This is a genomic window from Flavobacterium olei (assembly GCF_039749035.1).
GTDB lineage: Bacteria > Bacteroidota > Bacteroidia > Flavobacteriales > Flavobacteriaceae > Flavobacterium > Flavobacterium olei.
This window is the reverse complement of record NZ_JBDKWC010000002.1, coordinates 395,581-419,923: the sequence shown is the minus strand read 5'-3', so window position 1 is coordinate 419,923 and position 24,343 is coordinate 395,581. Positions and strand designations below refer to the sequence as shown.

27 protein-coding genes are annotated in these 24,343 nt (G+C 34.4%); 14 read left to right on the top strand and 13 right to left on the bottom strand.

The features are described from left to right. Positions 1 to 165: 165 nt before the first annotated feature. The 4 genes from arfB to ABEB31_RS05735 are packed head-to-tail and all read right to left on the bottom strand — an operon-like array spanning position 166 to position 4,023. Positions 166 to 570, bottom strand: a complete 405-nt coding sequence (gene arfB / locus ABEB31_RS05750; protein ID WP_347050398.1) for an alternative ribosome rescue aminoacyl-tRNA hydrolase ArfB — start codon at positions 568 to 570, stop codon at positions 166 to 168. Position 571: 1 nt separating this feature from the next. Continuing rightward, the gene (locus tag ABEB31_RS05745) at positions 572 to 2,686 is read right to left on the bottom strand and encodes a DUF4301 family protein (protein WP_347050397.1); all 2,115 of its coding nucleotides are present in this window, start codon (positions 2,684 to 2,686) and stop codon (positions 572 to 574) included. Continuing rightward, on the bottom strand, positions 2,647 to 3,270 hold the full coding sequence (gene pnuC, locus ABEB31_RS05740) for a nicotinamide riboside transporter PnuC (protein ID WP_347050396.1): 624 nt from the start codon (positions 3,268 to 3,270) through the stop codon (positions 2,647 to 2,649). Before pnuC ends, ABEB31_RS05745 begins: the two co-directional genes overlap by 40 nt. Positions 3,271 to 3,294: 24 nt before the next feature. Continuing rightward, positions 3,295 to 4,023, bottom strand: a complete 729-nt coding sequence (locus ABEB31_RS05735; RefSeq protein ID WP_347050395.1) for a phosphoglycerol geranylgeranyltransferase — start codon at positions 4,021 to 4,023, stop codon at positions 3,295 to 3,297. A 94-nt stretch (positions 4,024 to 4,117) separates the two neighbouring features. On the opposite strand from ABEB31_RS05735, the gene ABEB31_RS05730 reads away from it, so the two are divergent. The 3 genes from ABEB31_RS05730 to ABEB31_RS05720 all read left to right on the top strand — a co-directional run bounded on the left by ABEB31_RS05730 (position 4,118) and on the right by ABEB31_RS05720 (position 5,478). Further along, the gene (locus tag ABEB31_RS05730) at positions 4,118 to 4,714 is read left to right on the top strand and encodes a Crp/Fnr family transcriptional regulator (protein WP_347050394.1); all 597 of its coding nucleotides are present in this window, start codon (positions 4,118 to 4,120) and stop codon (positions 4,712 to 4,714) included. 81 nt (positions 4,715 to 4,795) lie between these two features. Continuing rightward, a complete protein-coding gene (locus ABEB31_RS05725; RefSeq protein ID WP_347050393.1) occupies positions 4,796 to 5,083 on the top strand; it encodes a hypothetical protein in 288 nt (95 codons plus the stop codon). Next, a complete protein-coding gene (locus ABEB31_RS05720; protein WP_347050392.1) occupies positions 5,080 to 5,478 on the top strand; it encodes a group III truncated hemoglobin in 399 nt (132 codons plus the stop codon). The genes ABEB31_RS05725 and ABEB31_RS05720 overlap by 4 nt, the downstream gene beginning before the upstream one ends. Before the next feature lie 127 nt (positions 5,479 to 5,605). Here the strand turns inward: ABEB31_RS05720 and ABEB31_RS05715 are convergent, their stop codons facing one another. Continuing rightward, positions 5,606 to 6,238 carry a 4'-phosphopantetheinyl transferase family protein gene (locus ABEB31_RS05715; RefSeq protein WP_347050391.1) on the bottom strand — a complete coding sequence of 211 codons (633 nt, stop codon included), beginning with the start codon at positions 6,236 to 6,238 and terminating at the stop codon, positions 5,606 to 5,608. Between the two features lie 243 nt (positions 6,239 to 6,481). On the opposite strand from ABEB31_RS05715, the gene ahcY reads away from it, so the two are divergent. The 10 genes from ahcY (at position 6,482) to ABEB31_RS05665 (ending at position 13,875) form a co-directional block, all read left to right on the top strand. Further along, positions 6,482 to 7,798 (top strand): adenosylhomocysteinase, encoded by a 1,317-nt coding sequence (ahcY, locus tag ABEB31_RS05710; protein WP_347050390.1) that lies wholly within the window; start codon positions 6,482 to 6,484, stop codon positions 7,796 to 7,798. A 169-nt stretch (positions 7,799 to 7,967) separates the two neighbouring features. Further along, positions 7,968 to 8,396: a hypothetical protein gene (locus ABEB31_RS05705; RefSeq protein ID WP_347050389.1), complete on the top strand. Its 429-nt coding sequence runs from the start codon at positions 7,968 to 7,970 to the stop codon at positions 8,394 to 8,396. Continuing rightward, positions 8,362 to 8,628, top strand: coding sequence for a hypothetical protein (locus tag ABEB31_RS05700; RefSeq protein WP_347050388.1), 267 nt, complete (start codon positions 8,362 to 8,364; stop codon positions 8,626 to 8,628). Before ABEB31_RS05705 ends, ABEB31_RS05700 begins: the two co-directional genes overlap by 35 nt. A gap of 6 nt (positions 8,629 to 8,634) precedes the next feature. After that, entirely contained in the window at positions 8,635 to 9,429 is a 795-nt protein-coding gene (locus ABEB31_RS05695; protein ID WP_347050387.1) for a hypothetical protein, read from the top strand. A 298-nt stretch (positions 9,430 to 9,727) separates the two neighbouring features. Then, positions 9,728 to 10,012 carry a hypothetical protein gene (locus tag ABEB31_RS05690; RefSeq protein WP_347050386.1) on the top strand — a complete coding sequence of 95 codons (285 nt, stop codon included), beginning with the start codon at positions 9,728 to 9,730 and terminating at the stop codon, positions 10,010 to 10,012. Positions 10,013 to 10,023: 11 nt separating this feature from the next. Continuing rightward, entirely contained in the window at positions 10,024 to 11,103 is a 1,080-nt protein-coding gene (locus ABEB31_RS05685; RefSeq protein WP_347050385.1) for a WG repeat-containing protein, read from the top strand. A gap of 155 nt (positions 11,104 to 11,258) precedes the next feature. After that, on the top strand, positions 11,259 to 12,107 hold the full coding sequence (locus ABEB31_RS05680; protein ID WP_347050384.1) for a bifunctional helix-turn-helix domain-containing protein/methylated-DNA--[protein]-cysteine S-methyltransferase: 849 nt from the start codon (positions 11,259 to 11,261) through the stop codon (positions 12,105 to 12,107). A gap of 127 nt (positions 12,108 to 12,234) precedes the next feature. After that, entirely contained in the window at positions 12,235 to 12,948 is a 714-nt protein-coding gene (locus tag ABEB31_RS05675) for a 2OG-Fe(II) oxygenase (protein ID WP_347050383.1), read from the top strand. Positions 12,949 to 13,034: 86 nt separating this feature from the next. After that, positions 13,035 to 13,280: an Ada metal-binding domain-containing protein gene (locus tag ABEB31_RS05670; RefSeq protein WP_347050382.1), complete on the top strand. Its 246-nt coding sequence runs from the start codon at positions 13,035 to 13,037 to the stop codon at positions 13,278 to 13,280. Beyond that, positions 13,267 to 13,875: an alpha-ketoglutarate-dependent dioxygenase AlkB family protein gene (locus tag ABEB31_RS05665; RefSeq protein ID WP_347050381.1), complete on the top strand. Its 609-nt coding sequence runs from the start codon at positions 13,267 to 13,269 to the stop codon at positions 13,873 to 13,875. The genes ABEB31_RS05670 and ABEB31_RS05665 overlap by 14 nt, the downstream gene beginning before the upstream one ends. Positions 13,876 to 13,928: 53 nt before the next feature. On the opposite strand, the gene ABEB31_RS05660 is transcribed toward ABEB31_RS05665, so the two are convergent. Further along, positions 13,929 to 14,201, bottom strand: a complete 273-nt coding sequence (locus ABEB31_RS05660) for an MmcQ/YjbR family DNA-binding protein (protein WP_347050380.1) — start codon at positions 14,199 to 14,201, stop codon at positions 13,929 to 13,931. A gap of 22 nt (positions 14,202 to 14,223) precedes the next feature. Then, complete coding sequence (locus ABEB31_RS05655; protein WP_347050379.1) at positions 14,224 to 14,979, bottom strand: NUDIX hydrolase; 756 nt, start codon at positions 14,977 to 14,979, stop codon at positions 14,224 to 14,226. Between the two features lie 257 nt (positions 14,980 to 15,236). On the opposite strand from ABEB31_RS05655, the gene ABEB31_RS05650 reads away from it, so the two are divergent. Further along, positions 15,237 to 15,494: a hypothetical protein gene (locus tag ABEB31_RS05650; RefSeq protein WP_347050378.1), complete on the top strand. Its 258-nt coding sequence runs from the start codon at positions 15,237 to 15,239 to the stop codon at positions 15,492 to 15,494. A 55-nt stretch (positions 15,495 to 15,549) separates the two neighbouring features. Here ABEB31_RS05650 and ABEB31_RS05645 read toward each other — a convergent pair whose 3' ends face one another. From ABEB31_RS05645 to ABEB31_RS05620, 6 genes are all read right to left on the bottom strand, one after another. Continuing rightward, a complete protein-coding gene (locus ABEB31_RS05645; protein WP_347050377.1) occupies positions 15,550 to 17,778 on the bottom strand; it encodes a glycoside hydrolase family 3 N-terminal domain-containing protein in 2,229 nt (742 codons plus the stop codon). Between the two features lie 11 nt (positions 17,779 to 17,789). Then, entirely contained in the window at positions 17,790 to 19,214 is a 1,425-nt protein-coding gene (locus ABEB31_RS05640) for a glycoside hydrolase family 30 protein (RefSeq protein WP_347050376.1), read from the bottom strand. Position 19,215: 1 nt separating this feature from the next. Further along, on the bottom strand, positions 19,216 to 20,055 hold the full coding sequence (locus ABEB31_RS05635; RefSeq protein WP_347050375.1) for an endonuclease/exonuclease/phosphatase family protein: 840 nt from the start codon (positions 20,053 to 20,055) through the stop codon (positions 19,216 to 19,218). Between the two features lie 72 nt (positions 20,056 to 20,127). Then, on the bottom strand, positions 20,128 to 21,207 hold the full coding sequence (locus ABEB31_RS05630) for a glycoside hydrolase family 16 protein (RefSeq protein WP_347050374.1): 1,080 nt from the start codon (positions 21,205 to 21,207) through the stop codon (positions 20,128 to 20,130). A gap of 175 nt (positions 21,208 to 21,382) precedes the next feature. Further along, positions 21,383 to 22,858, bottom strand: a complete 1,476-nt coding sequence (locus tag ABEB31_RS05625) for a glycoside hydrolase family 30 protein (RefSeq protein WP_347050373.1) — start codon at positions 22,856 to 22,858, stop codon at positions 21,383 to 21,385. Between the two features lie 28 nt (positions 22,859 to 22,886). Beyond that, positions 22,887 to 24,326, bottom strand: coding sequence for a glycoside hydrolase family 30 protein (locus ABEB31_RS05620; RefSeq protein WP_430408226.1), 1,440 nt, complete (start codon positions 24,324 to 24,326; stop codon positions 22,887 to 22,889). Between the last annotated feature and the right edge of the window lie 17 nt (positions 24,327 to 24,343).

Sequence of the window (24,343 nt, the reverse complement as noted above, 5' to 3'; positions counted from 1 at the left end):
CTTACCACAAAACTAAGTGTGCACTCTTAATTTTGTCGTTTTTTCCCTTAGCAACATTACTCGCTCAGGTTCTTTGGGTATGATCTCAGCTCGTTATTTGGAGCACCCCTTTGAGACAGTGCAAATTTAGTGTTAAAATATTTAAAACTCCAAAAAATTCGAAATTTACTCCAGGTTAGGTTTTCGGCGTGATTGTTTAATATCAGAAATATTCTTTTTATCCTTGATTCTCTTTTTAATTGCCGCTTTCGGAATTTTAGTTGCCTTTCGCACTTTAGGAACAAATAAACCCTTTTTGATTATTTCTAAAAACCGTTTTATTACAATTTCCTTATTTTTAATCTGACTTCTGTCTTCATCACAATTCAAAATCAGGATGTTTTCTGTAGTCAGTCGATGGGCCAAATTGTTTTGCAGCAAAAATTTTTCATCATCAGACAGCGCTTGAGAAGCTTGCAGGTTAAATGACAAAACTACTTTTGAAGAAACCTTGTTTACATTCTGTCCTCCTGCTCCACTGCTTCGAACCGCTTTAAAATCTAATTCTGATATGATTTTTTCTGCATCCATACTATTGTGGCTGATGTGCCGCTTTTAATAAATCATTAACCGTTTTTACCGGATTAAAAGTAATCAGGGGAACTGCAACAAAAACCGTTAGCCAATTCGCCATAGACCCGTTCCATAAACCCGGAAGTTCGTAACTTTTAACTATTTTACCCTCCATACTTTTTTCTACAATAAAACCGGCTTTCTTATCTATGAATTTTTGAAGATCAAAGATTTCTCCTTTATAATTTTTTATTCCACATACTAAATCGACTGGATTAAAATGAGTGGCCTCGGCTAAAACCTCCTGCTGTTTTTTATTTGTCAAATCAACCTGAGAAGTTTCTACCACCTGTAGTGAGATAATCCCTTTATCATTCATAACCCAAAACGGGCCTCCGCCAGGCTCTCCCTCATTTTTTACCATTCCACAAACACGAATTGGCTTGTCCAGAAGTTCTTTTATCTTTTCAATTTGATTTTCTAAAGTAAACTTTTTAAAATCACTTGACAAATCCGTATTTAATTGATCTTTAAGAAACGATACAATTTCGCCAATTTCTTCTTGCTTTATGGCATCATTGTCAATTGCTTTTAGATAATCAAAAACCTTTTGTTGAATTTTAATTAATATCCCGGCAAGGGCTTTTTTGTAAAGTGTAATTTCATCTATATGGTTCTGAATTACATTGTCAATATTTTTCACAAAAATAATATCGGCATCCAATGCATTCAAATTATCTATTAAAGCTCCGTGTCCACCAGGCCTGAAAACAATTTTATCATTTTTATCTCGGACTAAATTGTTTTTTAAATCAACCGTTACAGAATCTGTTTTTTTACTTTGGTACGAATAACTTACATTTATCTCAACTCCTGATTCGCCTTCAATTTTCTCTTTCAGTACAGATATAGCATTTTCAAATAACTCACGGTGCGCTTCAGAAACTGTAAAATGAAGATTAGAAACATCTCCGGAAGTTGCGTAATGTACGCATTCGTTTAAATGTTCTTCAATAGGAATCGCAATATGCGTTTTGTATTCATGGAAAGGCAAAACTGCCTTTGGCTTATTTGCAAAGTCAAAATATTCCGGGGACAATAATAATTTTATAAAATAGTAATTTTTATTGTCCCGGGATAGAGATTCAAAGTGAGGATAAATTTCTCTTATCTTTTTATCAACAGTCTTAAAGAATGGAAATTTTTCCATTGCCACGATAAATACCCGAAGTTCATTATCTTTTTTTCTATTAATATAAGCGTTTATAGTTTCTTTATTAATGTCAAATTCATTAAGAAAAACCGTCAAAAATTTAAACATGCGACTTGCAGCACCAGATGCAGGGACAAACTTTTTCAGTTTAAAATTTGATTTTTGACTATCATAAAAAGATGCTTTTTCCCGAAACTCACTTTCAGAAAAACTCAAAATTCCGTTATCAATTGTTGCAGGACTTATCAAGTTGCTTTTTGGAATACCACTTTTAAAAACATCTAATTGTTTGAAGACATTATGAAAATCGGTTCCGTGATGGTAGATTTCTACAAAATCATTTGATGAAAAACCCCCATCTTTTGCAATAGTCAGATTATTAATAATTTCAACCGCTTTTGCTAAGCGTGTTTTCTTGTCGCCCGATAATGTTATAAAAGGTTTTTTTGTATCAATCAGCGTTTGTTTAAATACCGAAAACACCGTTTCTCTTCCATTAGGAGTATCTCTTATATCATCTTTTTCCCAGGGAACATCAATATCGGTCAGAAAAAACAAATCGTATTCGTGTTTAAGCGCCGCTTCATTTAATAGCGGATCACAAAAACCATAATACATTTCCGAAAATACTTTTGTAACCATCAGATTGGTGTCACAAAATAAGTATTTATTTGCCAGAGCTAAATTTTCATTCTCCAGCGCAGTCTGTCCGTACGCGATAGGCATCATATCCTCGGCTACGCAAATATGCTGGTTTTCTTCCCATTTTTCCTGCAGATAATCGCGCGCAAATTCCGGAACCCATTTGGTTTCGTAATAATCTGCAAGTTGTTTTGCCAATGTTGTTTTACCTGTACTTTCAGGTCCGAACAAAGCAATTTTTATGATAGTTGTTTTTTGCTGTCTAAGATCTTTCTCCATTCTAAATAAGCTGAAATAGCCAAAATTGTAAAAATTATGTATTGAAGTGACAGCATCCCTAAGCCACGATAAGCATAAAGAGGTACAACAATAATATCACCAATAATCCAAAGTGTCCAGTTTTCTATTTTTTTTCTGGCCATGTACCACATTCCGGCGAAAAATATTCCTGATGAAATCATATCGACATAATTGTCGGGATGTATTTCATAATCAAAATAGGTATAAATGCCGAAAACTACAAAAATGGTGAAGATAAATAATAAGATTCCGATTATTTTTTCATTAAACGTTGTACGGGTAATTGGTAAATTGTCTTCTGTAGTTCCGCCCTTTCCCCAGACATACCACCCATAAATACTCATAACCGAAAAATATGCGTTAATAATCATATCTCCAATATAACCCGCAACATACAGTAAATACACCGAAATAACTGTGGCAATTAATCCCGTCGGATAAACCCAGATATTTTCTTTCTTAGCAAACCAGACGCTCAGGATGCCACATACAAAGACTAAAAATTCTAAGACAATATGCCATAGCGGAGCATTTTTGTAACTTTCCAGAAAAAAATCTATCATCAAAATTGTTTTGGATTAGTGGTATTATGATTCAAAAAAACGACTGTCGTTTTCAAAAGCTGTTCCAATAACAACTAAATCAGCGCCAGCTTTATATGCTTTCTGAATTCCGTGCAAATCTACGATTCCTCCACCAACAATTACAGGAATTTCAATATTTTGAGCAATTAACTCAATCATTTCTGTTGGAACAGGCTGTTTAGCACCGCTTCCTGCTTCGAGATAGATCAGTTGATTTCCCAGCATTTCTCCTGCGAGAGCAGTTGCAAGAACCAAATCGGGATTTTTACGGCTTAAAGGTTTTGTTTTGCTCACACGCGCAACAGCCGTTTCGTTGCCGCTTTCTATTAAAATATAACCTGTAGAAATTACTTCAAGATTTGTTTTTTTGAGTATTGGCGCTGCCTGGACCTGATATTCAATTAAATAATCCGGATTTCGGCCTGACAATAGCGACAGGAACAAAATTCCATCAGCTTTAGGAGAAATCTGTGAAGGATCACCGGGAAATAGAATTACTGGTAAATTTGTTTTTTCCTTCAATGAAGCAATGATTTCCTCTAAGATATTATTTCGAACAATACTGCCGCCTACAAAAATGTGAGTAGCAGGCGATTCATTAATTTTATCAATTAAATGATCCAGATTTTTCAAAACAATTTTATCCGGGTCCAAAAGTATGGCCAATAATTTCTGACCGCTCCTTTTAGCGACTAAAATCTGTTGTCGGATGGTAAGTAATTGTTCTTGCATACGGAGTGTAAAAGTAAAAGTTTTTTAATGTCAAAGAAACTATTTTGAATGAATTATATTTGTCTAACATCTTTGATAACGGAAACAACACATTATGATTACAGTTGAATTATTACAAAAATATGGTGCCATAATAAAATCGTTTGCTAAAAATGATATTATTTTTGAAGAAGGAAATCTGCCGTTAAACTATTTTCAGATTATTTCGGGCGAAATCAAAATGAGTAATTATAATGATGACGGAAGAGAATTTATTCAGGGCATATTTTACGAAGGACAATCGTTTGGCGAGCCTCCGTTGTTTCTCAATCAAAAATATCCTGCAAATGCCATAGCAGTAGAAAATGCTTCAATTTTTATTCTTTCAAAAGAAAACTTTATGAAGCTGCTTGAGGAAAATCCGAAGGTAAGCATTAAGGTAATTGAAAATCTGTCACAGCGTTTGTATTACAAATCGGTTATGGCTGCAGAAATTTCTACACACGAACCCGAACATCGCGTTTTAAAATTAATCGATCACGGAATTGCCTATTTCAATTTTCAAAAAGATATAAATGGCTTTTTAATCAATTTTACGCGGCAGCAAATCGGAGATTTAACCGGATTACGGGTCGAAACAGTTATCAGAACCATAAAAGCTCTGGAGAAAAAAGGCGAATTGAAGATAATTAATCGAAAAGTATACAGATAAAAAAGTTCGCGTTTTATGATTTTAATCATAAAATGCAGTTGAGTTGTGAGCGTATCTTTGCCATATAAAAATCTGAATATCATGACACTATATCAAACAACATTCGAAAATTTCAACAAAAGTTATATGGGTTCTGCTGCAATGGCAGTAATTGGTCAAAGCTGTTTAGGCGGTGGTGCAGCAATGTATGTTTTGTCTAACGGAACTTCAATTTTTCAAATGATCCAGCTGGCCATTATAGTTTTAGCCTGTATCTTTGTCAACACTTCAATTCTGGCACAAATGAAACACAAGGTGGTTTTTAACCTTTTGATTTTAAGTGCAGTCCTAAGTGTATTTTTTATTCTTTTAAACACTATTTTTCTGTGAAAAAACAAATAGAAAACAGAACAGACATAAATTTTTTAGTCCATCAGTTTTACAATAAAATAAGAGCCGATCGCGAAATCGGCTTTTATTTTAATGATATCATAACCGACTGGGATCTACATCTCGAAAAACTAACTGATTTTTGGGAAACGAATCTTTTCGGTGTTCGCAAATACAAAGGGAATCCGCATGCAGTTCATAATGAGGTTGACGCCCATTTTAATGAAAAAATAACAACAAATGAATTCGGGATCTGGCTCAATCACTGGTTTCAGACGATTGACGAATATTTTGAAGGCGAAAATGCCGATACGCTAAAAAAACGTGCCAGAAAAATGAGCACTTTTTTGTTTATAAGTATGTTTCAGCACCGACAAAAAGAGAGTGAAGTTTAATTTTTAAAGTTTCTGAGATACTGAGATTCTAAGTTGCTGAGGTTTTAAGTTTTTGGTAATATTTTTTTTTTGACCAGAAATATTATGCCACGTTTTGTTATTTCAAACAACAAAAAGATGATGAAAATTATTTCTCAAAAGCATACACCAAAGTAAAATTGTCAATTTCGAGATAATGCACTTCAAAATCCTTAATTAAATCATCAAAATAAAGACTCGCCGAAGTCTTTTTTTCGTTTAAAGAAAAATCATCTACCCGAATATGATCTTTAAAACTAATACCTTTTTCATTTCTTATTTTAAAGATGGCTTCTTTTGCACCCCATATTACCGTTAGTTTTTTAATGTACTCTTCTGTTAAATCTGGTTTTAAATAAAGGCATTCGTAATCGGTAAATTTATCAGCAATCCTGATGATTTTATCACGTTGCAATTCCATATCGATACCAACAGTTTGTTCACTAATAATTATAGCGGCATAATTGTAGGAATGTGTTATTGAAATATAATTATGACAATCAAAATACGGTTTCCCAAATTCATCATAATGCAAATCTTTATCTGTAAACCCCATTTCCTGAATCAACATTCTTACGCTCAAAAAAGCCCGCTGGTGCATTTCAGATTTCATTCCGTCCAGTCTTCGCTGCGTTTTTTCTTTTAGGGCAACCGTACTGTACAATTCATCAAAAGATTCGGTAATCTTCCAAATTAAAATTTTGGTATTTTCGTTAAATTGTATGGTTTGAAATAAAGGCATTTTTTTTTTAATTATAAATGGTAAGTTGTGAATTGTGAATTATATTTCCCTTTAAATTTAGGCTTATTTTAAGAATCTGTCTTTTAAACGAACTTCCACCACTTATATAGTTAAAATTTATTCTTAAACTAACATTCTAAAGATTAAGAAATTAAACATTTCATAAATCTTAGAGAAAGTTACAAAATTCAAAAGGTATTATGTAAATTTGCAAAAAATTATACATATACAAATATAATATAAATGAGTACTACAACTACGCCTTATGTGGCTTTCAAAGTAAAAGATATTTCTCTAGCGGCTTGGGGAAGAAAAGAAATTGAATTGGCTGAAGCTGAAATGCCAGGTTTAATGGCGCTTCGTGCTGAATACAAAGACGAACAGCCTCTTAAAGGTGCGCGTATTGCAGGATGTCTTCACATGACAATTCAGACTGCGGTTCTAATCGAAACTTTAATCGCTCTTGGTGCAGAGGTTACATGGTCTTCTTGTAACATTTTCTCTACTCAGGATCAGGCTGCTGCTGCAATTGCTGCTGCCGGAATTTCTGTATATGCATGGAAAGGTCTTGACGAAGAATCTTTTGACTGGTGTATCGAGCAGACTTTGTTCTTTGGTGAAGACAGAAAACCATTAAACATGATTTTGGATGATGGTGGGGATTTAACAAATATGGTTATCGATCGTTACCCGGAATTGGTTCCTGGAATTAAAGGTCTTTCTGAAGAAACTACAACTGGTGTTCACAGACTTTACGAAAGAGTAAAAGCAGGAACTCTTCCAATGCCTGCAATCAACATTAACGATTCTGTTACTAAATCTAAATTTGATAATAAATACGGATGTAAAGAATCTGCTGTAGATGCTGTACGTCGTGCAACTGACTTAATGTTAGCTGGAAAAAGAGTGGTTGTTTGCGGATACGGTGACGTTGGAAAAGGAACTGCAGCTTCATTCAGAGGTGCTGGTTCTATCGTAACAGTTACTGAAATCGATCCGATTTGTGCTTTACAAGCTGCAATGGACGGGTATGAAGTTAAAAAATTAAACACAGTAATTGCAAATGCTGACATCATTATTACCACTACAGGAAATAAAGATATCGTTCTTGGAGAGCATTTCGAGCAAATGAAAGACAAAACGGTTGTTTGTAACATCGGACACTTTGACAATGAAATCGACATGGCATGGTTAAACAGAACTCACGGTGCATCTAAAATCGAAATCAAACCACAAGTTGATAAATATACTATCAATGGAAATGATATTATCATTTTGGCAGAAGGACGTTTAGTAAACTTAGGTTGTGCTACCGGTCACCCAAGTTTTGTTATGAGTAACTCATTTACAAACCAAACTTTGGCTCAAATTGAATTATGGAACAACAGCGCAGCTTACAAAAACGAAGTTTATATGTTACCAAAACATTTAGATGAAAAAGTTGCTGCTCTTCACTTAGCAAAATTAGGCGTTGAGCTAGAAGTTCTACGTGACGACCAGGCTGCTTACATTGGTGTTGAGGTTCAGGGACCATTCAAACCAGAGTACTACAGATACTAAGAAATTTTAAATTTAAGATTAGTCCCCAAGTTTCGGGATGGATTTCTTAATTACATATTCAAAACCCGACAGATTTTTAAAACCTGTCGGGTTTTTTATTTGAAAAACACATAGTATAAATTGAATATTATTTCTATTTTTGTAGGAAATTTACACAAATAAAATAATGATGATTGCAACAAAAAACGTAGCCTTAATGCCCTCAAAGACTAATTTACAAAGAATTTGTAAGGCAATATCTTTATTAGATGCTATTTTCTATCCGGAGTGGGATGGCAGATATTATTCATACAATTCTAAATGGTTTGAGAACGAAGAGTTTTTTGAGATTAGAAATGGATGTGGGGATCATATCATGATTCTTTTTATTAAAGATAACTGCGTCATAAATGGGTTTGTAAATGAATTTTACTATGGCGATAAAACGAAAGAAAATTTAACGAAAGGAATGCCTGAAATTTACAATGAATTTATTTTTGGAGAACCTGTATCATCGATGGGCACAAGTTTTTGCTTATGGACAAATGGCGAAGGAGTGTGGCAAACAGGAAAAATTGGAGCAAATGAAGATGGATCAGAAGAATTCTTATATTTTTGACGGAAATCCCCAAACATATATAGATTGGGCTGTTGATTATTTTGAAATTGGCTCAGAAAATGAAGAAGATGAAGGATTAGTAAAAACCCGTATAAATAAAACGGTATCAGAAATATATGAGGGCAAAAAACTAACTAAAGAAATGGTTTTATTACTCGATAAAAACTTTGATGACTGGAAAAGACTTGAAGAGGACTTAATGGACATTGCTTACAACTATGATTTTAAATAAATCATAATGAAATTAAAAAATTTAGCTTACCTCCTAATTCTACTAAGCATATTCTCATGTGAAGATAAAAGTTTAAATTCAATCTCTAAATCTGAAACCAGGAACTCATACGACAATGAAAACGTTACCCACTTAATAAAATCACATAAGGTAATAGATTTAGCTTCTATGCCTAGAAAGAAGGATTTACAAAGAATTTGTAAAGCAATTTCTGTGTTAACTGCGATCTTTGAAGCAGAATATAAATTTACCGCTCCATATTATTCTTACGATTCTAAATGGGGTGCTAACGAAGAATTTTTTGAGATGAATGATGGCCAAGGCAGCCAGATAATGATTCTATTTCTGAAAGATGGTTGCGTTATAAATGGGTTGGTTAAATATTATATTCCAAATTTGAGAAAAAAAGATATTACAAAAGGAATACCTAAAATTTATGAGGAATTTATTTTTGGAAAAACAGTTTCATCATGTGGAACAAATTTTTGTATGTGGACAAATCCAGATGGCAGTTGGCAAGCGGGAATAAATGGAATCGATGATGACTCTATACAGGAATATTTAACGATTTTTGATGGAAATCCAAGAACTTACAGAGATTGGGCTCTTGAAGGCTACCTATTTTATTATGGAAATGAAAAGCAATATCTAAAAGGAATTCCTTTAAAAACTGTAACCCAAATTTATCAGGGCAAAGTATTAACTAAAAAAATGGTTTTATTACTTGACGAAAAATTCACTAAATGGAAAAAGCTTGAAGAAGAATTAAAAACAATAGGTTATAATTATGATTTTAACTAAATGTCATAATCAAAACCGACAGATCTTAAATTCTGTCAGGTTTCTTTTTTTTAATCTAAAATCAGAAATTAAGAAATCTAAAATATACCGGGCGTGCCACTATTTTAAAAATGGCCCAAATATACTTTGCGTACATTGGGCCTTTCTTAAAATAATGTCGGGCTATCCGAGCTACTTCGGTAGCCTGCTCCTATCCCTCACGCTCACGTAATACCAGAACAATATAATTTTAACAAGACATTGACAGCTTTTTTATTTTATAACTTTAAATTTGAACTTAAAGCTTTAAACTTAAGATATGATCGAAAATATTATATGTGATCTGCATGGAACAAAAGAAATGTCTTTTACTTGCATTCATATTGCAATGGCAATAGACCAAAAAGAAAAAGTAGGTTTCTATTATTCCGAAGCCGAAGAAGATTTACCGCAGATTGCCTGGTGTAATTCCTGCGAACAATATCTTCTGGATAATGGTGAGGAATGGACAGATGCTTTTCAAACCGTGGCCGACTTTAAAATGCTTTGTTCTGACTGTTTTGATGAAGCAAAAAACAATGAATTAGAGAGTCACCTCAGATAAAAAACATTTTCATGAAAAAGATTATTTTCCTTCTGACATTAATTATTTTAAATTCGTCTTCATATTCCCAAAGTAGTGATGTCTGGACTTCATTTCCTAATAAAGACACCACACTTATTGGTTTTAAAGATAAAAACGGAACAATTAAAATAGCACCTAAATTTACAGGTTTTACAATCGCCGGTAAATTCGAAAATATAATTGCTGTTTCTGAAGATGAAAATGGCAAATGGAAAAGCTATTACTTGACCAAACAAGGAAAAATAGTCGGACGAGATAGTTTATACAGTTTTGACAACGGGCCAGATTGCGAAAATGAAGGTTTCATTAGATTTAAAGATTACAAAACCGATAAAATGGGAATGTTTAATCGGGAAGGAAAAATTATAATTCCGGCGCAATACAGCAATTTATCAAAAGTTCAAAATGGTATGATTATCGCCTTGAAAGATGCTCAAAAAGAAATTGATGGTGAGCATTTTTTCTGGAGTGGCGGAAAAGATTATCTAATTGACAGCAATAATAAAATATTAATTGAAGACTTTAAATACAATACTGAACTGAATTTCTATTCTGTACAAAAGTCTCAGAAACCGGTTAAAGATCCATCACGCGAGAGCTTTTTAGGAATCGACGGACAATATTATTCTTTCATTAATTATGATAAGGAATTTAAAAATTGGCTAAAAAACATTTTGTTAACTGATTTATCCAAAAGTAATCTGGAAAAAAACTCTTTTGACAAAATTACTTATTGGAAAGAACCAGAGGGATGGATAAGTGAATCGAAATCAAAATTTATTGAAAAGAATTTCAATGTTTTAAAACTAAAATTACAGCAATTAAATTCGGCAAACACAGATTATTTCGTTTCCTCGGATGGTTTAAATAAGTTTATTTTTGAATCAGAAGAATATCAAGTGTATTTCAATAATTGTAATGAACCCAAAGAGTGGATGTATCCGGTTAAAAATGTCATAATCAATCCAAAAAATAAATCTGATTCCGGACAGGATCATTTTGAATTCCTTCGAACGGAAGAGGGTTACAAATTGATAAGTGTGTCACTTAAAAAAGAAGAACTTAAATAGTTTTTTTATTTCAGGTTTCAAGTTTCAGGTTTCAAGTTACCAAAACCTGAAACTTGAAACCTGAAACTTTGAACTTTGAACTTTGAACTTCCGCAAGTTTCGGATTTTATAACCGTAAAAGCCGACCGATATTTGTATTATAAAATGGAATGAAAATGAACACACAAGAAAACATCAATTATAATCGTATCGCCGAAGCTATAGAGTATATCAAAGCTAATTTTAAAGAGCAGCCCAATCTTGATGAGGTTGCAGAGAAAGTACATTTGAGTCCGTTTCATTTTCAGCGGCTTTTTAGTGAATGGGCAGGAACAAGTCCGAAGAAATTTTTGCAGTATACGAGTTTAGAACATGCTAAAAAGCTGCTAAAAGAAAATCACGCCACAATCTCGGAAACTGCTTACGAAACGGGACTTTCGGGAACCAGCCGCCTGCACGATTTATTTGTAAGCATAGAAGGAATGACACCGGCAGAATATAAAAATGGGGGTAAAAATCTTTTTATCAACTTTAGTTTTGCCGAAAGTCCGTTTGGAAATATCATTGTCGCTTCTACTGAAAAAGGAGTTTGTTTTATGGCTTTCGCCGAAAATGAAGAAAATGGATTTGAAGATTTAAAAAACAAATTCCCAAATGCGGCATTTTCCAGAAAACTCGATTGGATACAACAAAACGCCTTGTTCATTTTTCAAAACGACTGGAGCAAATTATCTGAAATAAAACTGCATTTAAAAGGAACAGATTTTCAATTAAAGGTTTGGGAAACTTTACTTAAAATCCCAATGGGACAGCTTTCTACTTACGGTTCTATTGCTTATCAAATTGAGAAACCAAATGCTTCCCGAGCTGTTGGAACTGCAATTGGCAGTAATCCTGTCGCGTTTTTAATTCCGTGTCACCGCGTCATCCAGTCTTCGGGAATATTTGGCGGTTATATGTGGGGAAATACCCGAAAAACGGCTATTATTGGCTGGGAAGGTGCACATATAAATCCTAACATATAATATCTATCGCAGGTTTTTTTGTTACGAACTATACGAATTAACACAAATTCTCTAACGTATTTTTTAAAATTAATTGGTGAAAATTAAGTGCAATTCGTGGCAAAAAATAACTATCAAAATAACTCCAATGCAACATATACAATCCAGAATTGCTTCCCAAAATTGGGAAGCAGTCACCGAATCTATGCACGAAAATGGATTTGCCATTATTCCAAATCTTCTTGATAACGAAGAATGCGAGAATCTTAAACTGAATTATTCAAATGCGAATTTATACCGAAAAACCGTGGTGATGGAACGCTACCGATTTGGTATCGGCGAATATAAATATTTCAATTATCCGCTTCCGGATTTAATTCAAAACCTTCGAACTTCGGTTTATCCTAAATTGGCACCAATTGCAAATGCGTGGATGAAAGTTTTGAATATAAATACTGTTTTTCCTAAAACACACGCAGAACTTTTAGAACAATGTCATCAAAATGAACAATTAAAAGGAACGGTTTTAATTTTAAAATATGGCAAAAGTGGTTTCAATACGCTTCATCAGGATTTATACGGCGATGTTTATTTCCCTATACAAACCGTACTTTTTTTAAATGAACCTGACGAAGATTTTACCGGCGGCGAATTTGTTCTTACACAGCAAACGCCACGCGCCCAGTCTAAAGCGATTGTGTTGAAACCTAAAAAAGGTGATATGTTGATTTTTACAACTAATTTCAGACCCATAAAAGGTACCAAAGGTTATTATCGTGTAAATATGAAACATGGAGTTAGTGAAATTCATTCGGGCGAAAGACATACACTGGGTATTATTTTTCATGATGCATTGTCATAAGGGCCAGAGGTGCAAAGAAACAAAGGTTCAAAGTTTTACAAAAGGTTTTTCTTCTTTCTCTTTGAAGGTTTAAAACTTAAAAAAAAATGATTTTACACAACAAAATTTCAGATTCTGATCTTCGAAATAAAATTAAAAATGGCGAAATTTGCTTTGGAGGCAACCAGAAACTAAAAATCTACGGAACGCTAAAATGCAGTTCCGGAAAAAGAATGAAACGCGAAAACCGGGTTTTCTTTTTATCTGAAAATGAAGCCATAGAAAAGGGTTTCAGACCTTGCGGACATTGTATGAAAACCGAATATCAAAAATGGAAAAATGGACTTATTTAATCCCGAAATAAACGAATCTGAAAACCTGCTTCCAAAAGATGGAACGGTTAATTATTACGGAACCATTTTTTCCAGAAATGATGCCGATTTTTATCGTGACACTCTTTTAAATACCATCGAATGGAAAAATGACGAAGCCATTATTTTCGGTAAATTGATTTTAACCAAACGAAAAGTAGCCTGGTACGGCGATCAGGAATTTGAATATACCTATTCTAAAACTACAAAAAAAGCACTGCCGTGGACAAAGGAATTATTAGAATTAAAAAGTATAATCGAGAAGAAAACGGGAGAAACATTTAATTCCTGCCTGCTTAACTTATATCATACCGGTGAGGAGGGAATGGCCTGGCACAGCGATGCCGAAAAAGATTTAAAAAAAAATGGCGCTATCGGATCTCTAAGTTTTGGCGCAGAACGCAAGTTTGCTTTTAAACATAAAGAAACCAAAGAAACTGTTTCTATTATTCTGGAAAATGGCAGTTTACTGGTTATGAAAGATGAAACACAAACACATTGGCTGCATCGTTTACCTCCAACAAAAATGACGCAAAAACCAAGAGTAAATCTCACTTTTAGAACAATTGTGAGATAAATTTTCATTTCTTTTTTGTAGCGACATTTTCGTACGAACGTATTAAAGCATCTTCAAACATTTCTGGTCTGGCTTTTGAAAGTTCTACAATTGTCCAGCCTTGTTTTTCCCCATTTATTCGGGATTGGATAAAAAATCATTTCTCCTGAAGAGCAAAAGACAGACTGATCAATTTCATTTAACTTTAAAACTGCGTGGTTATTTTTTTCGTCAAAAGTGGCAAAAATCTTTTTTTTGATCCGGAAAGAAATTTTCTCAAAATGAGGCTCTTCTGTGGCATCCGGAAACGATAAAGCTAATTTTCTAAAGATTTCAATGGAGACCATATATTTAATTTTAAATTAATTTCTACCAACCCTGATTTAATCCATTTTTTAAAACCTCATCGTATTTTTCTTTGTCGAAAGAATAAAGATTAGGTGCTTTATGCGCCACGTTGCTTTTCTTTTCTTCTAATTTTTTCAGAATTCCGATGTTGGTAATCTTTCTTAGAAAATTTCTTCTGTCTAATTTTCTGTCCAGAATAGTTTCATATAATTTCTGAATTTCGGGAATTGTAAATTTCTCCGGCAACAGATTATATCCAATTGGCATTAAATTCAATTCGATCCTTAGAGTGTCCAAAGCTTTGTCCAGAATTTCTTTGTGATCCAAAATCAGCTCTGGGACTTCCTTATGGTCAATCCATTCTGCAATTTCGAAATCATTCATTGCATTTGGAATAATCTTTAAAAAATCTACCAAAGCATAATAACCAATCGTAACAAAACGGCGGGTGAGCCATTTGCCTTTTTCCTCATCAATCTGTAAATATTCTAATGCTTTCTGACTAAAATGCTGATCATTACGCTTTACTTTTCCAAAAGTAGCAAACTGCCTTAAAAAAACGCCTTCAACACCTGTTCTGCTATTTAGTATCGTAATTGCTGCAGTATCAATATCCTGATCTGCCGGAATAAATCCGCCGGGTAAAGACCATTTTAAACTTTGATTTACCTTTAACAATAAAACCTTGAGCTGATTATCATGAAAACCAAAGATAACGCAGTCTATAGAAAGTCCGGGTTGGTAATTTTCACTATTCTCAATTATATCTTTTAACATTTGAATTTTATTCTTGCATCAATAACTCTGCAATTTAGCATATATTTTGAAAAAATGTTCGCCTCCTAATTCTAATAAATTTGAATATAGAAGTTTGCATCTCACAATTTTAACTAAAATTTAAAATCAAATTTAAAAAAAATAATTACATTGCGTCACAATAACACATTAAGAATTGAAATTGTTAAAATTCCAGATTCTTAATCAGAAAAAGCAGAGACGAGTTTTGTTTTTTCTTCAATATTAAATTTAAAGTTATGATTACCAATTCGTTGAAAGATATTAATCGAAAAATCAGAACCAAAATCTGGACTTCATTTGGATTTGTTTCCAAAACCTACCTTCTCGAAGCTTCTTTAAAATATAGTGAAGAACAGGAAAGAATTTTCAACGAAATGATTGTTGAAACCGATGCTAAAAATAAAAAAGCCAAACAAGAAGCGTTTGAAAAGGCTTTGTATGCTTCGTATAAAGGAATTGGCGCTATGGATTTTGTAAATACAGTTTTGAGATAATTCAAAACACTTTAAAAAATCCATAGCGCCAACTTAAATTGACAATCTGATTTTGTTAAGGTACTAATTCGAAATCAGATCTTAATTTAATGTCTGCTGATGAAGTCCCGATCATTACTTCAAAATCTCCCGGTTCAGCGACCCATTCTAATTTATTATTGTAAAAAGAAAGCTTTTCTTTGTCGATTGTAAATTCAATTGTTTTAGATTCTCCTGCATTTAATTTTACTTTCTGGAAATCTCTTAATTCTAACACCGGTCTTACAACAGATCCAAATTTATCTTTTAAATACAACTGTACTACTTCTTCTCCAGCCACTTTTCCGCTGTTTTTTAACTGGAAAGAAATTTTAATCGTTTCGTTGCTCTTTATTTTAGCTGAAGATAATTTGAGACCTGAGTAATCAAAAGTGGTGTAACTCAAACCATATCCAAAAGGAAATTTAGGCGAGTTTTTTAAATCGATATAAGCCGAAACATAATTAGTCTCACTTTCTGTTTTTGCCGGTCTTCCTGTACTAAAGTGGTTGTAATAAATAGGAATCTGCCCTACTTCTCTTGGGAAAGTCATTGGCAATTTACCGGAAGGATTGTAATCTCCAAATAATACATTTGCAATTGCATTTCCGGCTTCAGTTCCTAACCACCAAGTATACACAATGGCTGGAACATTATCTGCAGTCCAGTTAAATACCAAAGGTCTTCCGGCATTTATTAAAACCACCACCGGTTTTCCTGTTGCCTGAATTGCTTTTACCAAATCTTCCTGAACACCCGGCAAATGCAGATCGCTTCTGCTTTTTGCCTCGCCGCTCATGTCGCGTCTCTCGCCAATACTTAATACAACAACATCTGCTTGTTTTGCTGTTGCAACTGCTTCTGCAAATCCGTCTTTGCTTGTGCCTTCAATTTCACAACCTTTTGCGTATAATAATTTCGTGTTTTTACCGACTTTATTTTGCATTCCATCCCACTGAGAAACGATCCATTTGTTGTAATCGACTTCAGGAAGTTCAACAGACCAGAATCCCATGTTTTCTTTATATTCTTTAACCATCGGACCAATAAATGCAATCGTTTTTACACTTTTAGAAATGGGTAATGTCTGGTTTTCATTCTTCAATAAAACAATACTTTTTTGAGCTACCTCAAGTGCCGCCTTTCTGTGGTCCGGATTGTTTAACGCTTTTTCAGCACGTTTTTCATCAGAATATCGGTAAGGATCGTCAAACAGTCCCATTTCAAATTTCTTACGAAGAATTCTTCTTACGGCATCATCAACCAGATCAACAGAAACTCTTCCTTCTTTTACTAATTGAGCTAAGTTTCCTCTGTAAGCATTACTTTCCATATCCATGTCGCTTCCTGCCGTAATGGCAGAGTAAGCCGCTTCTTTTAAATCTTTAGAATAACCATGCGCTACCATTTCCCCAATAGATCCCCAGTCTGAAACCACGAATCCCTGAAAGTTCCATTTTCCTTTTAAAATATCTCTTTGCAAATGCGCATTTCCAGTTGCCGGAATTCCGTTAATATCATTAAACGAATTCATAAAAGTTGCTGCACCTGCGTCTACAGCGGCTTTAAACGGAGGTAAATAAGTTTCCATTAACATTCTTTCGCTCATGTCCACTGAGTTGTAATCTCTGCCGCCAACTCCGGCGCCATACGCTGCAAAGTGTTTTACACAAGCCATAACAGAATTTAAATCTCCTAATTTATTTCCCTGAAAACCTTTTACTCTTGCGTAAGCAATTTTAGAACCCAGATAAGTATCTTCTCCGGCGCCTTCCATTACACGACCCCAACGGGGATCACGACCTATATCTACCATTGGAGCAAATGTCCAGTGAATTCCGCTTGCCGCTGCTTCTGTCGCTGCTACTCTTGCTGCCAATTCAATTGCTTCCAAATCCCAACTTGCAGCTTCTGCTAACGGAAGAGGGAATGTCGTTTTGTAACCGTGAATAACATCCTGACCAAATAACAACGGGATTTTAAGTCTCGACTGCATTGCCAGTTCCTGATATTGTCTGGTATATTTTGTGCCGATAACATTTAGCATAGACCCAATTAAGCCTTGCTTAATTTCGTTTTGCTTGTTCGGATTAATTGTAATTGGTCCCGTTGCCTGATTGTCTCCGGTGTACTGGTTTAACTGACCAATTTTTTCTTCAATTGTCATTTTTTTCAACAGATCATTTACTTTCTGATCTGTTGTCTGCTGTTGTGCCGACGCAAAGAGCGAAAGCATAAACAGGGTAATAGTGGTTACTTTTTTCATTGTTTAAGTTTTTACCAAACGTAAGTTGCTACTGCACCAGCGTTTAGTGTGGTTGAGGTTTGCTTTTGGTTGTATTTTATATTAAAAGTCTCTGCCGTTGCTCCGTCATTTTCTACAATTAGAACTGTTTGTCCTAACGGAGTTTTAAAAGAAACATTGTGTAAATTTCCTACTATATTGCTTCCTATTCGTACAGAACCTTCCGGAACAAATTTAGAAGCGTGTGCGATTATATAATATCCTACTTCTCTTTTAACATTCTGATGCTGATCAATCATCAAAGCACCTTTACAAGTCGAACATCCGCCGGGAGTAAAAGGTTTGTAAAATTCATCATTTGCCAGTCCCCAGGAAAGTGCATTTTTACTCCAGTTGCGCATAGAACCTATCACGACATTTTTTACGCTCCATTTTAAATCGGTTTCAAAATTAGTTCCTGTTCCCGTATATTGCTCGGTAAAATACAAATCTTTATCTGGAAATGCATTATGAACCGTTGATAAAGCACTAATATCTCCTTCGTACAAATGAAAAGCCGATCCTGCTACAAACGTATTCGCTTTCGCATCTTTTAAAATCGTCAAAGGATATTCCGGTTTGTTGCAATTGTGATCGTAAACTATGATTTTGGTTTTGATTTTTGCTTTCGCGAAAGCGGGACCTAAATGATTTCCGATAAAATCTGCCTGCTGTTCTGCCAGCATTAATAAACTTGGATTATTGCCGGGATGCAACGGTTCGTTTTGAGGCGTAATGGCATCTATGACAATTCCGTGCGATTCCATTGCCTGTATGTATTTGACAAAATATTCGGCATAAACCTGATAATATTTAGGCTGTAAGCTTCCTCCCTTTGAGCTTCCGTTGTCCTTCATCCAGACTGGCGGCGACCATGGAGAACCCATAATCTTAATTTTAGGATTTATAGCTAAAATTTCTTTTAAAACCGGAATTACATCTTCTAAATCCGGACCTAAATTAAAATGTTTCAATTCTAAATCGGTTTGGCCTTCCGGCATATCATTATAAGAAAAAACTTTTTCATTCAAATCAGATGCTCCAATACTTATCCTTAAATAACTCAAACCAATTGCATCATTTTCGCTCGAAAATAATTCCCGCAGTAAAGCTTCTCTTTTTGCCTTATCCAGTTTTTTTATTGCCTGTGCACTGCCGCCTGTTAATGAAAATCCAAAACCTTCAATAGTTTGAAATTTTTCGGCAGTATTAATCTCAATGGTTTGATTCGAATTTGTTTCGGAACTAAAAACTAAATCCGGCTGTTTTTTAAGTTTTGAAGTTTCATCTGAAGTGGTAATCCATGATTCTATTGTGTTAGAATTGTTTAAACCACCTTTTGATGAGCCGCATTTTATCTGTACTGCGACTAAAGGCAGTAATAATAAAATTTGAAGTTTTCTTTTAATGTTTTTCATTTTAATCTATTTCTATTAAAACAGGTAAATGATCCGAAGGATATTTTAAATCTTTCGAATCACTTAAAACTGCATGTTTTTGAATATTGAGACCATTATTTTTAGAAATAAAAATATAGTCTATTAATAAAGTTACGGGTTCGTTATGTTTGAAACCGTTGAAAGTTCCCGAAGGTCCAAAAGGTTTTTCTTTAGAAACCTCTCTGGTGTCATTCATGAACTTTTTTATTTCTGCAATTTGTTTTGTTTCGGGTTCCGAATTAAAATCTCCCATTAAAAAAACAGGATATTTTTTTGTGTTTAAAGCGGCAATTTTCGACAAAACAAGTTCTACGCCTTTTACTCTGGCAACTTCTCCCATGTGATCCAGATGCAGGTTAAAAACCCAAAAAGTTTTCTTTGATTTTAAATCTTTAAATAATCCGTATGTACAAACTCTGTTGCAGGCGGCGTCCCAGCCTCTGGAAACTACATTAGGTGTTTCAGACAGCCAAAAAGTATCCGACTGTTCGAGTTTAAAACGATCCTTTTTGTAATAAATCGTACAAGCTTCTCCAAGTCCGCCCTCTTCTCTTCCTACTCCAAATCTATTGTAATTTGGCTGAGCCGATGCGATATCGGTCACCTGATTTGGTGTTGCTTCCTGAACTCCAAAAATATCCGGACTGTAAAATCTTATCTGAGAATTGAAATACTCTTTTCGCTTTGGCCATGCATTTTCTCCGTCTGACGCAACGTCGAGACGAATATTATAAGTCATGATTTTAAGGCTCTGACCATAAAACGCATTTCCTGCCAAAAGGATTGCCAATACTAAAATAAGTTTCTGTATGTTTTTCATGTTAAAAAATTTTAATCCCGTAAAGCTAGGTTTTCCGGGGCTTTAGAAAAAAAATTTAACTTTAAAAATAGGTTAATTATATACTCTTACGTAATCAACTTCATACGTTGCGCTTTTAAAATTTGGATCTACGGCTCCTCCAAAATTTCCTCCCATGGCAAAGTTTAAAATGACGAAGAATTTTTCATTGAATGGGGTTGTAGCTGAATTTTTATAGGTATAAAACAAATTATCATCTACAAAGAACTTGATACTTTCTGCACTCCATTCGGCGGCATAAATATGAAATTCTGTAGTTGAATTTGCAGCTGTTGTTGTTTTAGTATCGGGAGTATTTCCTGAACGTCCCGGAGAATGCAATGAAGAATGTATCACATTAGGGTTATTTCCAACCGATTCTAAAATATCGATTTCTCCACAACCTGGCCATGGCACTGTATCTATATTGTCTCCCAAAAGCCAGAATGCCGGCCAGGTACCGCCACCAGCTGGTAATTTTGCACGAACTTCTGCTCTTCCGTATTTGAATGAGAATTTACCTTTTGTCAGCATTCTTGTCGAAGTATATTTACTTCCCATATAATCTTCTCTGATTGCTGTAATTTTTAACGTCCCGTTATCTATTCTAACGTTTTCTTTTCGGTCTGTATAATATTGCAACTCATTATTTCCCCATCCGTTTCCAGTTCCGGTATTATATCCCCATTTAGAAGAATCAGGAGCACCGTCAACGTTAAATTCATCTGACCACATTAGTTTTCTTGCAATATAAACAGTTGTAGAAATGGTCGTGCTTACGAATTTGGTTCCGTTGTAAGCAGAAATTATTATAGAATAGGTTTTGGTCCCGGCGCCACTAAACTCATACGGCATTTCTCCGGATGTGATTTCTTTTAACTGCCCGTCAATTAATATTTTAAAAGAAGTCGCATTTGTTGCGGTAATTTTTAAGTTGATTTTTCCGCTTCCGTCACCGTTTGGATTTTCAGTTGTTTTCCCAACAACATCAACCTGAACATTCAGATTTGTTGGCGCCGCAACAACAGGAGTAACATCGTCTCCGCCTTCATTACTGCTGCTGCAGGACTGAAATACAAATAATAATAGCAATGTAAAAATACCGGCCCTGTTTACGAGATTGATTATTTTCATGGTTTATAATTTTAAGTTAGTGGTTAAATTGAAGTTTGAAGATAGATTATTTTTTACTTTCAGCAATTGTAAAGTCATGATAATTAAGATTTAAACTTGCTTTTTAATAAAATAATCTTCCCATTATCAGGAGTAACAAAGAAAGAAACGCCATTTGATTTATATCAAAATATTGTTACTTCCATGTATATGTTCCAACCGATCCCGCTTCAAGGGAAGTTGTAACCCATTTTCCATTAAATTTTATATTAAAAGTTTCTGTTGCTGATCCGTCATTTTCAACAATCAAAACTTTAGAACCAGAAGGTGTAATAAAAGCCGCATTTTGAAGATTTCCTCCAGAATTACTTTCGATTCTAACAGAACCCATCGGAACAAATTTTGAAGCATGAGCAATAATATAATACGCAACATTACGCTGAAAACTGTCGCTGGAAGTTATGGTAATTGCCCCTTTACACATTGTACAGCCACCATCTGTATGCGGTCCGAAATTGGCATTATTGGCAACATTCCATTCTAATGCATTTTTACTGTAATTTCTTGTTGAACCAATAATTACATTTCGAACATGCCACTTTAAATCGCCGGCAAATGATCCATCAGAAGAAGTCCATTGTTCTGTGAAATACACATTTTTTGTCGGATACGAGTTATAAACATTCGTTAGCGCGCTAATATCTCCGGCATATAAATGAAAGGCAGATCCGTCTACAAAAGGAAAAGCATCTGTATCGGCCAAAACTGCTTTTGGATAATTTGGATTATCGCAATTGTGATCGTAAGCGATAATTTTAGTGGTAAGATTTGCTGCCTTGAACGCTGGCCCCAGACTATTTTTGATAAAAGCCGCCTGATCTGCAGCAGACATATACATACTTGGATTGTTTCCATCGTGTAAGGGCTCGTTTTGTGGAGTTACAGCATCAATTGTAATTCCCTCTGCTTTCATCATCTGGATGTATTTTACAAAATATTTAGCGTAAACATTATAGTATTCTGTTTTCAGTTTTCCTCCTTTAAAACTGTTTACATCTTTCATCCAAAGTGGTGCAGACCATGGAGTACCTAAAATCAGGATTTTGGGATTAATTGCTACAATTTCTTTTAACATCGTAACTACAGCTTTGTCTTTTTCCAAACTAAATTTGGCTAAATCCAAATCTGTTTCTCCGGCCGTAAGGTCATTATAAGTAAATGGAGTTGCATTTAAATCTGAAGCTCCAATACTAACTCTGATATAACTTACTCCAATTGAATTTTCGCCAGTGCCAAATAATTCCTGTAATAGAGCAGTTCTTTTAGTTGCATTTAACTGATTGATAACCTCTACACTTCCGCCTGTGAGGGTGTATCCAAAACCATCAATTGTCTGATATTTTTGAGATTCTTTTACTTCAATATTGGTAAAAGCATTTGTTAGTGTACCAAATCCTAATGTACCGGATTGTTTTGTCAATAAAACACTCTGGTCTCCTTTCGTCAGCCAAAAATCTACATCGTTTGTTACGTTTACCGGAGGGTTTACGACGGGCGGATTTACAACTGGTGGATTTTCTACAGTATCATTTGAAGAAGAGCATTTAATTTGTGCCATTACAGCAGCCATAAAGAAAAATGCTTTTACAGAATTATTTAAAGTCAATTTCATTTTTTGTGGTTTTTAGTTAGCAGCACAATTAATATACAATAGTTTGTATGGCATGCGCCGGAATAGTTATAGCAGTTTTTGTGTTTTGATTTTCTAAAGAGTAGATAATCTCTTTGTCAGATTGATTCATTACAATCGTAATCAATTGTCCGTCAGAATTTTTAAAAGAAGTACTTAGTAAAGATTTATCATTTGTTTTTTCTAATACTCTTTTTGCGTTTGGTCTGATAAATTTTGAAAAATGTCCAATATAATAATACATCGGAGTATAAATTAATTCATCTTTTTCAGTATCGGCATGAATGGGTGCAAAACAGAAATTGCCAACATGATTTGGGCCTCCGTTTTGATCTAAAAGGATGTTCCAGTCTGTCCAGGCAACGGTTCCGTTATTAAAATCGTTAATCATGTTAAGACCGTAACGTTCTGCATTTCCCCAAAATTGATACTTTGCAGCATCAAATTTTTCAATACAACCTTCGGTAAAAATTAGATTCTTGTTTGGAAAAGCTTCGTGCACTTTAGCAACAGATTCAAACTGTGGCAGGCCTCCATTCCAGGTTTCATACCAGTGAAAACCAATTCCCCAGGCGTATTTTGAAACTTCAGGATCTGAAAACACAAGATTAGCTCGTTTTTCCAACATGTCTCCTCTGTTATGATCCCAGATAATAACATTTTTATTACTCAATCCTTCTTTTTGTAAAGTCGGTCCCAAATGATTTTTAAGAAAATCCCTTTCGGCTTCCGGAGTATAAATACAAGATTCCCAACTTTGTCTGGCCATTGGTTCATTCTGAATCGATAATCCCCAAACCGGAATTCCTTCTTTCTCGTAAGCTTTGATAAATTTAGTGTAATACAATGCCCAGGAATGTGCAAATTCAGGCAATAAAACGCCGCCGTGTAAAATATCATTATTGTTTTTCATGAAAGCTGGGGGACTCCACGGACTAACAAATAATGTTAGTTTTCCGCCGGCTGTTTCAATTGCTTTTTTAATTAATGGAATTCTATATTTCCGGTCGTGATCGATATTAAATGTTTTTAGATCTTTATCACCTTCTTCAATATAAGTATAACTTTCACTGCTAAAATCGCAGCTGTGAATGTTCGTTCTCGCTAAAGAATATCCTATACCTTTATTTTTATCGTAATAAGCATTTAGAAATTCTTTTTGCTTTTTTGGAGACAATTTTGAAAAAACTTCCGCACTTGCATCTGTAACAGCACCTCCTATTCCTAAAAAAGTCTGATCTGTTTTTTCCTTATCAACAACTATAAATACTGTTGCTTTATTTTGTTCTAAAGTATAGGTACCTGATATAAAATTATTTGATAATGATAATTTCAAATTGGTATTTTCGGCAGTAGTAAAAACCTTTATCTTATTTTTCTGCTGAGAAAAACAATTCAATTGCATGACAACAATTAAGGCTGAGAGATATATTTTGGTTGTGACTTTCATATTGCTAAAAATCAATT